This is a genomic window from Marinilabilia salmonicolor JCM 21150 (genome assembly GCF_000259075.1).
GTDB classification, from domain to species: Bacteria; Bacteroidota; Bacteroidia; order Bacteroidales; family Marinilabiliaceae; genus Marinilabilia; species Marinilabilia salmonicolor.
On the sequence record NZ_AJKI01000002.1, the window covers coordinates 293,717 to 308,519 of the forward strand.

Consider the following 14,803-nt stretch of genomic DNA (forward strand, 5'->3'; position numbering starts at 1 on the left):
ACAAACACATATCCGATGAATCAATATCCCGACAACGAAAACGACAACGAAAAAAAGGTTGAAAGAAAATTTGCTCCTACTGTTGCCGCTCTGAAAAACAAAAACACCATATTCATACTAACGGCTTTTCTATTCATCGCCGGATTGATGTCGTACAACAGTATGCAGCGGGAACTGTTTCCTGAAATCGTTGTTCCCTACATTATGATCTCCACTCCTTATCCGGGAAACAGTCCTCTGGATATTGAAAATCTTGTAACAAGGCCCATCGAAAAAGAACTCAAAAATCTCACCGGAGTCAAAGAGATGTCCTCCGCATCTTATCAGGATATGAGTCTTATTCTATTGGAATTCGAAACGGATGTTGAGGTTCAAAAAGCACTTCAGGACACTAAGGACCAGGTTGACAAAGCAAAAAGTGAATTGCCGGATGATTTGGAGACCGACCCCATCACGGAAGATCTGGATTTTTCAGAGTTTCCTGTCCTTAACATCAACCTTTCGGGAGATTACAGCATTTATGAATTGAAAAAATTTGCCGAAGATCTTCAGGAAGAGTTTGAATCACTTCGTGAAGTACGTGAAGCTGACATAAAGGGTGTAGATGAGCGGGAAATTAAAGTTCACGTGGATCCTCGTAAGCTCGAGAATACCAACCTTCAATTCAGCGATATTGAATTTGCGCTAATGTCTGAAAATGTGACCATTGGTGCAGGCGAAATCATTGTTGATGGTACACGCCGGGCGGTGAGAACAGAAGCGGACTATAAGAACATGGATGATATCCGCAACACCATCGTAAAAAGTGAGGCAGGAAAAGTAGTGTATCTCAGAGATATTGCACGTATCATCGACGGTTTCGAAGAACGCTCCTCTATTTCAAGACTAAACAAACAACCGGTTGTTACGCTGTCGATTGTAAAAAAAGGCGGAGAAAATCTATTGGATGCCACAGACAAAATCTTCTCCATTATCAACAAAAAGCAAACCGACAACACACTGCCTCAGGATTTGAACATTACCATCACCGACGACCAATCGGTATATATCCGTGACCAGATAAGCAATTTGGAAAACTCCATCATCATGGGGATGCTGTTTGTGATGGTAGTGCTTTACCTGTTTATGGGTTTACGAAATGCGATTTTTACAGGACTTGCCATCCCCATGTCGATGTTTATATCCTTTCTGATATTGGGTGAGACCGGATATACCATAAACACCATGATTCTGTTTGCCCTGCTAATGGCATTGGGAATGCTGGTGGACAACGCCATTGTTGCCGTGGAAAATACCTACCGCCATTTTGAGGAAGGCTATCCAAGATTTAAAGCCGTTCAGAAAGGAGTGAGCGAAATTGCCATGCCCATCATCAGTTCAACTGCAACAACTCTGGCGGCATTTTTTCCGTTACTTTTCTGGCCCGGAATTATGGGGGAGTTCATGAAATATCTGCCCATAACCCTGATCATTGTTTTGGCTTCTTCATTGTTTGTGGCACTGGTTTTAAATCCTGTTTTTGCTTTGCAATTCATGATTCACGAAAAAGCCGGAAAAGAGAAAAAAAATTACCGAAAACTGTTTATTATTACCGGAAGTCTGGCATTCATTGGCATTATTAGCTACTTTGCCGGAAGCATTCTTTGGGGTAACCTGATGGTATTACCACTGCTTATATCCCTGCTTAATATTTATATTCTGAAGCCCGGAGCTTATCAGTTTCAACATAAGGTACTTCCCCGTTTGGAACAGATGTATGAAGCAACGCTCATAAAAGCAATGGGCCGCAACACCTCCAAATGGCTGTTTTTTGGGATGATTCTGTTGCTTTTCTTTTCTATTGTGTTTTATGGATTGACAAATCCCTTTGTCATTTTCTTTCCTGACAATGAACCAAAAACCGTGTTCATCACCATGGAATTACCGTTGGGAACAGACATTGAAAAAAGCAACGAAATCTCTTACGAAGCTGAAGCAATCATTGATGCAACACTGCAGCCCTACAACCATATCGTTCAATCAGTAGGAGTGAACGTAGGCAACGGAAAAGGGGACTTTTTTGAGGCAAGCCGAAGTCCCAACAAAGCACTTACAACCATCACATTCCTGGATTATCAATACAGAGATGGCATCAGCACCTCCCAGGTTATGAAAGAGTTATCAGACACCCTTCGCACATATACCGGCGCCAAATTTTTTGTAGAAAAAGAGGAAAACGGCCCTCCCGTTGGCAAGCCGGTAAACATAGAAATCTCAGGAAATGATTTTGAACCTTTGGTCAATCTGGCCACCAGAATCAAAAACACCATTGACAACAGTCATATAGAAGGAATTGAGAACCTGGAAATGGACATCAATATGAATAAACCCCAAATGGAAATTCATATAGACAGGGATAAAGTTAGACGTATGGGCCTTTCTACCCAAATGGTTGCCGGCGCCTTGCGAACAGCACTTTACGGAGTTAAAGCCGACACCTACAAAGATGGTGAAGATGAATACGATATTATGATACGTCTGGATGATCGCTTCCGCCATGATGTGACGTCATTGATGAACTTTAAAATAAAAATTGAAAAAGACGGAGTGAGCTATCACATTCCGATCTCAGCTGTGGCTGATTACACCTATGGATCAACTTATGAAGATATCAAAAGGAAAGATAACACACGGGTGGTAACTCTTTCCTCCAACGTTATAGAAGGTTATAATGCCAATCAGATTAATACAGACATCAAAAAAATTCTGAACAATGAAGAAATACCGGCCGGCTATAGGTGGAAGATGACCGGAGAACAGGAAGACCAGAAAGAAACATCGGACTTTCTTTTTAAGGCTTTGCTGATTGCAGTTGCCCTGATTGCAATGATTCTGGTTACCCAGTTTAACTCAGTAGCAAAACCGGTGATTATTCTGGCCACCGTATTTCTGAGTACCATTGGTGTTTTCATGGGACTGGGAACCTTTCAGATGGATTTTGTTATCCTGATGACAGGTGTCGGAATTGTATCGCTTGCCGGAGTTGTTGTGAACAATGGAATTGTGTTAATCGATTACATCGACATAGTGCGAAAGGAAAAAAAGCTGGAATTAAACCTTTCCCAAAAAGAGAAATTGTCCAGAGATGATGAAATAAGAACTGTGATAAAGGCCGGAAAAACCAGATTACGTCCGGTTTTACTGACGGCAATTACAACGGTTTTGGGACTGTTGCCTCTGGCCACCGGGATGAACTTTGATTTTACGGGTCTTTTAAACAACCTGGATCCCAACATATATTTTGGCGGAGACAATGCAGATTTCTGGGGCCCCATGGCCTGGACTGTCATATTTGGCCTTACCACTGCTACATTTCTAACGCTGGTAATGGTTCCTGTAATGTACAATCTGGCCATAAGGATTCGAAACAGAGTACAAAAATAATTATTAACTACCTGTTTCTCCATCCCCTTCGCTGCCCATTTTGCCGGTTACCCGGTCCCCTACCGGGGCCGCGGCCACGCCGGTATTGGTAAATGTCGGAAATGACCTCGTTAAACAGTTCCTTTTGATTGGGGTTACAAAGGTCCCTTACTTGAAGGAAATGATCAGAAGTGGCCTTTTTCAGAGCAAATTGAATTTCCCCTGCCCTTTGAGCTAGCGAATCCAATCGCCCGGGATCGGGATTCGCTTTCTTTATCTCTTCCAGAATATTCAGGTCAATGCTGTCGAGCTGTCCCATAAACAAAGCCGCCTGCTGACGATACTGTTGCTCGATTTCTGTGAATGCGGCAATCTGTTCCTCCGAAAACTCCAGTACGCTAACCATACGATTAAATCCGGCCCCGACTCCCGTATTGGTCGATCCGGGAATGTTCCGGTACACAGTTTCTGTATCCCCCTGTTCTGCGGAAGAAACAGAAGCAGAATTCCACCACTGGAAAAGGCCCCAGCCAACAAGGAAGGCAGCAACCAGAATAAAAATGGAAAATATGATTTGTTTTTTACTCATAAGAATAAGAATTAAGCCAGATGTCCTCTATTTGAGAACCCGGGTTGGCAGAGAAAAAATAGTCTGTGGCAATTATTTCGGTGGAGTCGGCCAGGGATGACGCTTCAGAACCGGAGAAAAGACTGGCAGAAAAAAATCCCAAAATCAAAACAACCACCGAAAGAAGAGATACAAAAGCAGGACGGGCGACCATCCGGGATGGTTTCTCAACTCGCTCAATTTGGGCCATTATTCTTGTGGTCACAAAAGGAGAAATTTTTAGCGCCTTCTCTTCCTCCACAAAATCAAAAAGCAATTGCTCTTTTTCATACGTCTCCTTACATGAGGCACACTCATCCATATGCTCCTGCATTTCCTGTGTCATTTCACCGGACCGTTGGAGCATGGCCAATTGTTTGTTGAATTCATTACATGTCATTTCTTCAAAATTTTAACGGGACAACCATCCCTGTAATCTTTTTCTCGCCCTGAATATTAAGCTTTCGGTGGCCTTGGGTGACATTTCCAATACATCTGCAACTTCGGCTAAACTCAATTCCTGATAGTAAAACAATACAAACGCCTTTTTCTGTCTCGACTTCAATCTGTTGACAGCACTTTTTATCTGCTCACGCTGTTCCCTGCGCATAAGATTGATCTCTGCATCCTCATCTGCATACCCCGATTCTGTTACCTCATCAATAATACCTGTAAAAGACCTGAGTTTATTCTTTCGAGTCTTGTTGATGGCTTTATTCACGGCAATTCTGTATAACCAGGTGGAAAATGCAGCACGTCCGTCAAAAGAACTCAAGGCATTCCAGGCTTTCACAAAAACTTCCTGAGTCAAATCTTCGGCATCATCTCCGTTATGCAAAAACCCCATACATGTTTGAAAAACTTTCTGACGGTATCTGTCCACAAGTACGGAAAAGGCCTCAGTTCGGCCGTCCTGTGCCTGTTGTACCAAATCACTGTCTGTCGGGGTTGTGTGCATCTAATTTTTTCGAAAATTACTTATTCCTCATTGGCAAAGGAGAGATGCAAAAACATTGCATCTCTCTTCGGTATCTCAAAGAAAATAAAAAATTTAATGAAGACCCATTACTTTGCGGGTGCATTTCCGCGACCATTTCCACTTCCGTCACGCAAACGTCCGGTTCCGTTCTCCAGGTTATCACAAGTACCGTTTTTGTTGGAGTCGGTGAAATTTCCGTTACCTCCACGTCCCTGTCCGTTTCCACTTCGTCCAAGACCTTTTCCCTGTCCGCGACCCTGTCCGTTTCCATTTCCGGGGCCTAACCCTTTTCCGGGTCGTTTACCATCAAAATTGTCACAAACACCGTCTGCATTGTTATCTACAAATCCGGAACGAACATTTTCGGGGTTTTCTTTCTTCTGATCATTTTCAGAGTTGGTTTGTGCGTTTACGTTATTTGCGGCAAATGCGAAACCTGCAACCAAAGCTAAAGTTAAAATTACCTTTTTCATAATACTATCTTTTTAATTGTTTTCATCCTTTTGACACCAGTGAAAAAGAAATCATTCGTTTTTTTCATTAATATTAAAAAAAATCATTAGTGCCTGTCCATAAAGTACCATTTGCTTCGTTATGCTTGCCGCCAAAATACTCATTTACCCAAGTCTCTGTCCATAAACTAAGAGTTTTTCACGTGTTTGAAATAGAAAGTTCAAATTCAAGGCGTGTGAAAAATCTAAACCGCAGAATACTAATGTATTTGAGGATTTAGATTTTGAGCAACAACGCAGAAGTTGGACTTTATAGACAAACACTACTTAGTTTATGGACAGGCACTAATTTAAGATTGCTCCACTACGTTTGCAATGACAAGCTTTTGTAAAAAACATAAACCCAATGTTATAATTATTGACCCCCATTCAGGGACCTCGTCCCATTCGTTCAGCCCTACCCCGGGTTATTGATCCGGGGTTATTCAAACCTGCTCCATACGGGGACGGACCAATTCTGTCATTTACCCACTATTCTCCACCATTTTTTTTGGGAAAAGCACTTGCAATAAACGCCTTTTACATTCTTTTAGGAGATTGGAGTGGATTGCACAATCGAAGTCAGGAAGGATTTACTGCATCAATCTGCAACTTTTTTCAAAAATATTATTGCAATTATTTGTATTCTGGATAAAGTTGTCCATATTTGCACAGAGATAATTTATTGAATGAAACACAACATCGAAAATATTATTTCGGTTGCCGCAACAATTAACTGCGGAATTTCCTTCACTACCACAACAGGTATGATGATGGGACGAATGTCTATGTTCATGGCATAAGTCTTGTGACGCATCATATCTGTATCTTTCCAAAATTTTCCGACAAAATTTGAGTTCAAATTAAATCAGATACCGGTGCGTCACAGCAACCGGTCACGAGTTTTTTTATTTTAATTAACCTATAAATTCTTAAAACTATGTCTGATTTTAAATTTGAAACGCTGCAATTACATGCAGGACAGGAAGTGGATCCAACCACTAACTCACGGGCAGTACCCATTTACCAAACCACCTCGTACGTATTTAACGATTCGGAACATGCGGCCAATTTATTCGGCCTGAAGGAATTCGGCAACATCTACACCCGCATAATGAATCCCACCACCGATGTTTTTGAGAAACGAATTGCCGCTCTCGAAGGTGGTGTGGCAGCAGTAGCTGTAGGCTCCGGACAGGCAGCACAATTCATTGCAATCACCAATTTTCTGGAAGCAGGCGATAACTTCGTAGCAACACCAAATCTTTACGGGGGAACCTACAATCAGTTCAAGGTGCAGTTTAAGCGGCTGGGAATTCAGGTAAAATTTGTGGAAAGCGATGATCCGGCTGAGTTTGAATCCAAAATAGATGAGAATACTAAAGCACTTTATGTGGAAACAATCGGGAATCCAAGATTTAATATTCCGGATTTTGAAAAGCTCGGCGAAATTGCTGCCAAACACGGCATCCCACTTGTAGTGGACAATACTTTCGGAGCCGGCGGTTATCTTTTCCGACCGCTGGAGCATGGAGCCAACGTGGTGGTGGAATCAGCCACCAAGTGGATTGGAGGACACGGAACCTCTATCGGAGGTGTTATCGTAGACGGTGGAAACTTCAACTGGGGCAACGGTAAATTCCCGGCATTCACCGAACCATCGGAAGGCTATCACGGCCTTAAATTCTGGGAAGTCTTCGGAGCTGACGGCCCGTTTGGCAATATTGCTTTCGCCATCCGCGCCCGGGTGGAAGGTTTACGCGATTTTGGACCCGCTTTGAGTCCTTTTAATGCCTTTCTGTTACTGCAAGGCTTGGAAACACTCTCTCTCAGAGTTGAGCGCACAGTAGAAAATGCCCAGGAACTGGCACAGTGGTTGGAAAAACATCCTCAGGTTGAACATGTCAACTATCCCGGACTTAAATCAAGCCCTTATCATGAACTGGCTCAAAAGTACCTGAAACGCGGATTCGGAGGAGTGCTGAGTTTCAAAATTAAGGGAGGCCCCGAAACGGCTGACCAGTTCATCAACAACTTATCATTGGTCAGTCATTTGGCCAACGTGGGCGATGCAAAGACCCTAATCATCCACCCAAGTTCAACCACGCATGAGCAGCTTTCGTCCGAAGAACAAAAAGCTGCCGGAATAGAGCCCGGACTTCTGAGGCTCTCCACGGGTATCGAGCATATTGACGATATCAAAGCGGATCTTTCTGCTGCTTTTGAGAAAGTTGGCAAGTAAAATATGTTTGAAAAAATGTCTTTGAAAAAAGTGCGATACTTTTATCCCGGAGGAATTGAAACCAGTAAAAACCAATCTTCGGGTTAACTGTTTCTATAAAAACAGGAAAACCGGTTTTGAACGCTTTGCTGCAAAGACAAAAATGTTCGTACCTTTGGTCATAACTATTTTGGTTCTGATATTCGGAAATATAAAATTCTGAATATCAGAACCTTTTTCTCTAACCTGGCTTATACATAAAACATTCACTTCCGCAAAAACTAAAAAAAATGTCACGGCAAAAATTAAATATCGGTCTTTTCGGATTCGGCGTTGTTGGTAAAGGACTATACGATGTTCTGGAAAAAAGTCCGGCACTGGATGCCAGGGTAAGGAAAATCTGTGTTAAGCGGCAAATTAAGCGATCGCTCCCCGACGAAATGTTTTGTTACGAACCTGATGAAATTCTCGAAGATGCGGGCATCAATACCATTGTGGAACTAATCGACAATGCGGATGATGCCTATTTTATTGTAAAAAAAGCCCTACAAAAAGGGAAAAATGTGGTTTCAGCCAACAAAAAGATGCTGGCCGAAAACCTCACAGAAATGATGACACTTGCCAAAGAAAACAATGTCTCTTTGCTTTATGAAGCCTCCGCATGTGGCAGTATTCCGGTAATCCGAAACCTGGAGGAATACTACGACAACGATCTTTTGCTTTCGGTAACAGGAATTCTCAACGGTTCATCCAACTACATTCTTTCCAAGGTTTTCGACAATAACGAAAGCTATGCCGATGCTCTGAAAAAGGCACAGGAACTGGGCTTTGCAGAGTCCAACCCCTCTTTTGATGTGGATGGTTTCGATTCTCTGTTCAAATTGATCATTCTTACCATGCACAGCTTTGGGGTAGTCGTATCACCCGATGAAGTCCTCAACTATGGCATTTCCAATATTTCCGAATTTGACATCAACTATGCACGCGAAAAAGGGTACAAAATAAAACTGGTAGGCCAGGTAGAGCGTCTGCGCGATAAAAAAATCGCCCTCTTTGTGCTGCCACGCTTTGTAACCCGCGACAAATATATTTACAGCGTGGAAGATGAATTCAACGGGGTGGTAATAAAAGGGGTAGCTTACGACAAACAGTTTATGTTTGGCAAAGGAGCCGGTGGTCATCCTACCGGAGCCGCTGTACTTTCAGACATTACAGCACTCGGGCATCATTACAGGTACGAGTACAAAAAGGCCAATTATTTCGGGGGCTTCAAATATTTTAAAGAGGGGACCATTGAAGTATATCTAAGATACAGCAATCCTGATGTTTTGAAAAACTTTGAATTCAAATCGGTTTCCGAAGAGTATCATGGCCCCAAATATCATTACAAGATTGGATTTATGAGGCTGGACAAACTCATAGCCATCAAAGACAAATTGCGGTCGCTGGATATCTTCCTGGCTGCAACGGGCAAAGCCCTGAATTATTAAGCCGGTGTTGAATCACCCGGCCGCAATACCAATGGTGAGCACCGAAATCCGAACACCGCTCACATGAGAAAAAGCAGCGCAAAGAGCTTCGATGGTGGCACCTGTGGTTATCACATCATCCAGAATCAGCACATGTTTATTTTGGAAAAGATGAGGATGAAGAACCTTAAATATTCCTTCCACATTTTGCCACCTTTCGTAGCGTCCTCTTCGGGTCTGACTCGCCGAATGCACAGTGCGGATGACAGATTCGGAATTGACCGGGTGTTTGGTGATTTCACCTATCCCCCGGGCAATAATCTGGCTCTGATTGTATCCCCGGATTCTTTGTTTTTTCGGGTGTAAGGGCACCGGCACAATGCAGTCAATTTTTTCGGCCAATGCCTCCTTCAGCAGAACGCGACCAGCCAGTCGTCCCAGATAAACACCGGCATTTTTGTCTCTTTTGTATTTAAGCTGATGGATAATTTGCTGAAGCATTTCACCTTTGCGGTAAAAAAACAGGGACGTGGCAAACTCAATTTTTGCTCTTCCCCAAAACATCTGTTCCACCGGATTTCCGGGCACTTTCTCAAACCAGGTACGGGGCATTTCCGACTCGCATCTACGACATAAACCCGTGCGGCCTGCTCCGGGCCATTCACCACACCCACGGCATATTTCAGGAAAAACCAGGGCGGCTATACCAAAAAGATATTTTCGAAAAAGATCAGGCATCAGGTTTGGGTTTTGGGATTAGGTTTTGGGGTTCATTTTTTATTCCCCTTCATTTTCTTCCAGAGTTTCCATCAACTCCTTACTTTTTTCGGCTGGTAACTCCTGCACTTTTCTGAGTTTTCGCATCATCACATTGGTGCGGGTTGTGACGAGCGTTTCAATTTCATTATTGGCCTGGTTGAGACGCTCCTGGGCTTTACGAAGGACTTTACCAAACTCTCCAAACTGGGTTTTTACAGCGCCCAGAATCTCCCATACTTCACTGCTTCGTTTTTGAATAGCCAGTGTACGAAAGCCCATTTGCAGACTGTTCAGCATAGCGGCAAGAGTGGTTGGGCCGGTCACAATTACTTTATACTCTCTTTGTAAAACAGCAACCAGGTCGGGCTGTCGAACCACCTCTGCATAGAGCCCTTCCACAGGTAAAAACAAAACTCCAAAGTCAGTCGTATGCGGGGGATCCAGATATTTATCCCGAATTTCGGCGGCTGATTTTTTAACGGCCGTCACCAATTGTTTAGTGGCCAATGCCATTCCTTCTGCATCACCTTTATCAAAAGCCAACTGCAACCTCGCATAATCCTCCTGCGGAAACTTGGCATCAACAGGCATATACACAGCTTCACCATTTTCGGAACTCCCAGGCAATTTAATGGCATACTCCACATGCCCGGCTGAATCGCGTCTGGTTTTGACGTTTTTTTCATATTGTTCAGGGGCCATTATTTGCTCAAGAATATTGCCCAGCTGAATTTCCCCAAGCACTCCGCGCGTTTTAACATTGCTGAGCACTCTCTTGAGATCTCCGACTTCCCCTGCCATACTTTTCATCTCCCCCAGTCCTTCACGCACGGCTTCCAACCGTTCGGTAACCAGTTTGAATGAATTCCCCAGTCTTTCCTCTAACGTTTTGTGTAATTTTTCGTCCACTGTTTGACGCATCTTTTCCAGCCGTTCTTCAGTCGATTTCACCAATTCATCCTGCTTTCGGGCCATATCGTCAAAGCGCTGCTTCTGCAGATTCTTAAAATCAGCAACATTATTGGAAAATGACTCTCCGAAATTCTTTAACGATTGAGCCAGTTCCTGACGATTAGAAAGTGCATTCCGGTTCATTCCTTCCTGCATTTTAAACAACTGTTCCTGCAAGACTGTGGTAAGTCTGTCAAGGTTCTGAGACAACTCCTGACGGTTTTGCTGCAGAGAATTTCCGAGTTCGGAACGATTGTCCCGCAATTCCTCCTTCATTACCTGACGCACAACATCCTGCAAATCACCGTTTTTATTATGCCCCAAACGAATCAGCAAAATGGATAGAAGAATCACACACAACAAAAGCAAAGCGAGAAGAATACCATCAAAAATCATAAGAGAAAGTTTTCCAACAAAAATAATGATGTCCGGTTAAAGCCCCCATGGTTTCTCGGCAAAAGTTCAGCAAGAAAACACTTCGGAACAGCAACTATCCGGACATCAAAACATTAAGTCTGCTCAGAAAAGTAAGTAGGGCGCGCTGAAAAACGCATGTTTTTTAACTATTAAACACTTAAAGCATGTCAACAAGTTAATAGGTGCAAGGTTATCTCACAAAATACTCCTATTCTTTTGCACTTGTATATAAGAAAACGGCTAATCAAAAGAACAAAATTTGATTCACCGCTCCAATCTCGAAGTATTTCAATACTCCTTCGGTCGGATCGCCTTGTAAATTCTGCTCTTTTGACTTTTTCAGCAGACCCTAAGTATTTTGTCAAATGCGGGGAGAACGCACCTATCTAATCCATAATTATCTTTTGACCAAAAGGATTATTTAATGTTCTGGTTGTGCAATAATTGAATAGGTTTAAGCAAAAAATTCTATCCCTGTTTATTATCCCCTCGCGATAAAAAATTTGTTGAAACCTGACTTTCCGTAAAAGCTCAGAATCACTTTTTTCTTAGCAATGAAACAATCCATAAAAGAATAATGGCGCCTACTGTAGCAGCAATCAGTTGCCAGATGATGCCCTGACCATGGAATCCAAGAAATTCAAAAACAGCACCTCCTATCACACCTCCTACCAGGCCGACTATCAGGTTCCAGATAAGGCCCAAACCGGAACCTTTGAAAATAAGACTGCCGAGATACCCGGCAAGAATACCGATAACAATAGATAAGATAAGTCCCATAGTAAAAAAATTTAGTTAGAAATAGGATTATGGTTTCAACGGAGAGCGGTTATCTGAAAAAAAGCACCTCTACTTTCCTGTTTGAATAGAGAAAGTTACAACTATTTTCTAAAAAAAAGAATTTTAATGGTTTATCACCAATAACCTTCAAAGTCCGGTAATTTCGAACGTAGTGAAGCAATCTCAATTTCTTAACCTGACACCAATAATTTTCAGATAAATATACTCCTCTTCTGGGTATCAATTAGCTCATTGTCATTTAACTTTTAATACTCTGAAATTGAACGCCAACTGAATAAGAAAATACCTCGTTTGCAGGAAAACTGTATCATTCAAAAAAAATCTTCAACGATTTCACCAGATTAACAGAATAAGTAACCAGGTTTCGGGTTTCACCCAATAACTCCATGTAAATAATATTAATTCTCGTTTTTCCGTGACCCGATCTGATTTTCCTGATATGATTGAGTCTGAATCCTTCAATTAATGCAAAAAGTGCCTGTTGTCGTTGAATCATCTCGGGTAGCATGGCAAACTTTTTATCCTTCTCCAGATGGACCATAAAATTAAAGAATGAAGTTGTCTCTTCTAAAATGCCCGTCAAATCTTCCCGCTGATATTCCACCAACCCTTTGTGTTGATTTTTTACGTGATCACAAACCGGATTTACCATTGCCATCAAAGTATTGGACAGCTCGGTAAGATAATCCAGTGCCTGAATAAAAAACTGACCGGGATCCTGTGACTCTTCAGGCATACTACTCATGGCACGGAAAAACTCCGTTTTTGCTCCCTTTACCCGCCCACTCAAACCTTCCGTTTTGTCTTTAACCTCCAACAACTTGGCAGAATCCTCCTCCAAAAGCCCCTGAACCAGCAAAAGATAAATTTTTGAGGACTCCAACATCATTTTTCTGATGGTCTCACTTCCGGAATTTCGCATCCAGCCGATATTCTGAGCAATCTCATTGCTGATTTCCTTCTTGAACTGTTCATTTTCTATTTGCCGTTTACGGTGATACTTCGTACTTTTTATCAGGTACAACACCATAAACCCCAAAGCGGCAACCAAGGCAATCCAAGTGCCCCACCACAATAAAAGAGTAAGAAAAAAAGCACCGAGGAAACCAAGACAAGCAGTAATAAACCAGCCTCCGAGAATGGATAAAACCCCGGAAATCCGATAAACTGCACTCTCCCGTCCCCAGGCCTGATCTGCCAGAGATGTTCCCATAGCCACCATAAAAACCACAAATGTAGTGGACAAAGGAAAGCCCCAATAGGTTCCGAGGCTAATAAGAATACTTGCAACAATCAGATTTACCGATGCACGCAAAGTATCGAAATAAATGACACCGTCCACTTTCTTCCCCACGGCTTCATCATCATTTTTTTTATATTTAGCTGAAATAAACTTACGCATTTTCCCTGGTAAAAGGCCATCGGCTTTTCCGTAAAAACGCAAAAACTGACGAACCAAAATTCGCGACAACTGTGACGGTTCAAAGTGTTCCTGTCCCGCGTGCTGACGACCAAGATATACTTCCGTTTCTGTCACCGAACGTGCTTTACGGGAATAAAAAAGTGTTAGTATCATAACAATGCCGGATCCCAAAAAGAAGGTTCCATAGATCCAATCCTGAAACCCGTGATTTCTCAACCAGTCATCACTCAAAAATGTGAGACCAAAAGTATCCGGTGAAAGGTCGTTCCCGGCAGTCAGAAACGCACGAAAACTTTCGATTCCTGCCAGGGGAATACCAATAAAGTTGACCAGGTCATTGGCGGCAAAGGAGAGGGCAAGCGCAAAGGTGCCAAACAAAACAACCATCTTAGGAATGTCAACCTGAAACAAAAGAGCCAGCAGGTACAGCAGGAAAAAAGTTCCAACAAAAACCATCAGAAATGAAAAGAAAGGATGCTCTCCAGACCAATTAATTAAAGGATTATCCCAAAGCGAGGAAGCATCAATTCCCTTCTTAAAAATCAGAAATAAAATGCCGGAGACCGATAAGGCTCCAAACATGGCAAATAAAAGTCGAAACCGCCCCTGATATCTAAACGAGAAAACAATACGCGAGATAAACTGAACAAGGGCACCTGCCAAAAAAGCAAACAAGATAGAAACCAGGATCCCTGAGAATAAAAGAAACACCCGACCGGTATTGATATAATCCGACAACACTGATTCTCCTGAAAGCGAACCGCTTGTCTTAATAAAGGCAATGGCTAATGCTGCTCCGGTAAGTTCAAAAACAACTGCAATAGTGGTAGATGTGGGAAATCCAAGAGTATTGTAGGTATCAATCAACAAAATATCTACAATCATCACAGCCAGAAAAATTATCATCAATTCCGTAAGAAAGAAACTTTGCGGATAGATGACCCCTTTGCGGGCGACTTCCATCATCCCTGCAGAAAAGAAAGTCCCCAACAGCACCCCAACACCGGCAATCCAGAAAATGGTACGACGTGTAGCCACCCTGCTTCCGATGGCGGAATTGAGAAAATTTACAGCATCATTGGAAACCCCCACAACCAGGTCGATAACGGCCAACAGGGAGAGAACAATGGCAATGGTCCAGACAAGTGTCATATTCCTGTATGTTTAAGCTGCAAAAATAGTGGGCCAAAATGGTTCTTTTCAAACCCGAATATTAATTTTTTGTTAGGTTTCAGCCGTTTTTTTTATCAAATTTAGGTTTATTTTTAATGTTTTCGCCTCTT

The 14,803-nt window shown here is 42.5% G+C and carries 12 protein-coding genes; 3 read left to right on the plus strand and 9 right to left on the minus strand.

Annotation, left to right across the window (positions count from 1 at the left end; genetic code table 11):
• Positions 1-15: 15 nt before the first annotated feature.
• Entirely contained in the window at positions 16-3,423 is a 3,408-nt protein-coding gene (locus W7W_RS0101880) for an efflux RND transporter permease subunit (protein ID WP_010662172.1), read from the plus strand.
• Positions 3,424-3,430: 7 nt separating this feature from the next.
• Here the strand turns inward: W7W_RS0101880 and W7W_RS0101885 are convergent, their stop codons facing one another.
• The 5 genes from W7W_RS0101885 to W7W_RS23400 all read right to left on the minus strand — a co-directional run bounded on the left by W7W_RS0101885 (position 3,431) and on the right by W7W_RS23400 (position 6,299).
• Positions 3,431-3,991 carry a Spy/CpxP family protein refolding chaperone gene (locus tag W7W_RS0101885; protein WP_010662173.1) on the minus strand — a complete coding sequence of 187 codons (561 nt, stop codon included), beginning with the start codon at positions 3,989-3,991 and terminating at the stop codon, positions 3,431-3,433.
• A complete protein-coding gene (locus tag W7W_RS0101890; RefSeq protein ID WP_010662174.1) occupies positions 3,984-4,409 on the minus strand; it encodes a hypothetical protein in 426 nt (141 codons plus the stop codon). The genes W7W_RS0101885 and W7W_RS0101890 overlap by 8 nt, the downstream gene beginning before the upstream one ends.
• 12 nt (positions 4,410-4,421) lie before the next feature.
• The gene (locus W7W_RS0101895; protein ID WP_010662175.1) at positions 4,422-4,967 is read right to left on the minus strand and encodes an RNA polymerase sigma factor; all 546 of its coding nucleotides are present in this window, start codon (positions 4,965-4,967) and stop codon (positions 4,422-4,424) included.
• 107 nt (positions 4,968-5,074) lie between these two features.
• Complete coding sequence (locus W7W_RS0101900; RefSeq protein WP_010662176.1) at positions 5,075-5,461, minus strand: hypothetical protein; 387 nt, start codon at positions 5,459-5,461, stop codon at positions 5,075-5,077.
• Between the two features lie 700 nt (positions 5,462-6,161).
• On the minus strand, positions 6,162-6,299 hold the full coding sequence (locus W7W_RS23400) for a hypothetical protein (RefSeq protein ID WP_157202424.1): 138 nt from the start codon (positions 6,297-6,299) through the stop codon (positions 6,162-6,164).
• A 120-nt stretch (positions 6,300-6,419) separates the two neighbouring features.
• Here W7W_RS23400 and W7W_RS0101920 point away from each other — a divergent pair, with 120 nt between their 5' ends.
• On the plus strand, positions 6,420-7,721 hold the full coding sequence (locus tag W7W_RS0101920) for an O-acetylhomoserine aminocarboxypropyltransferase/cysteine synthase family protein (protein ID WP_010662178.1): 1,302 nt from the start codon (positions 6,420-6,422) through the stop codon (positions 7,719-7,721).
• Positions 7,722-7,990: 269 nt separating this feature from the next.
• A complete protein-coding gene (locus W7W_RS0101935) occupies positions 7,991-9,190 on the plus strand; it encodes a homoserine dehydrogenase (RefSeq protein WP_010662180.1) in 1,200 nt (399 codons plus the stop codon).
• 12 nt (positions 9,191-9,202) lie between these two features.
• Here the strand turns inward: W7W_RS0101935 and W7W_RS0101940 are convergent, their stop codons facing one another.
• From W7W_RS0101940 to W7W_RS0101955, 4 genes are all read right to left on the minus strand, one after another.
• On the minus strand, positions 9,203-9,907 hold the full coding sequence (locus W7W_RS0101940; RefSeq protein ID WP_010662181.1) for a ComF family protein: 705 nt from the start codon (positions 9,905-9,907) through the stop codon (positions 9,203-9,205).
• Between the two features lie 39 nt (positions 9,908-9,946).
• Positions 9,947-11,275 (minus strand): DNA recombination protein RmuC, encoded by a 1,329-nt coding sequence (gene rmuC / locus W7W_RS0101945; protein ID WP_010662182.1) that lies wholly within the window; start codon positions 11,273-11,275, stop codon positions 9,947-9,949.
• Between the two features lie 558 nt (positions 11,276-11,833).
• Positions 11,834-12,076 (minus strand): GlsB/YeaQ/YmgE family stress response membrane protein, encoded by a 243-nt coding sequence (locus W7W_RS0101950; protein WP_010662183.1) that lies wholly within the window; start codon positions 12,074-12,076, stop codon positions 11,834-11,836.
• A 328-nt stretch (positions 12,077-12,404) separates the two neighbouring features.
• Positions 12,405-14,672, minus strand: a complete 2,268-nt coding sequence (locus W7W_RS0101955) for an inorganic phosphate transporter (RefSeq protein ID WP_010662184.1) — start codon at positions 14,670-14,672, stop codon at positions 12,405-12,407.
• Positions 14,673-14,803 lie beyond the last annotated feature (131 nt).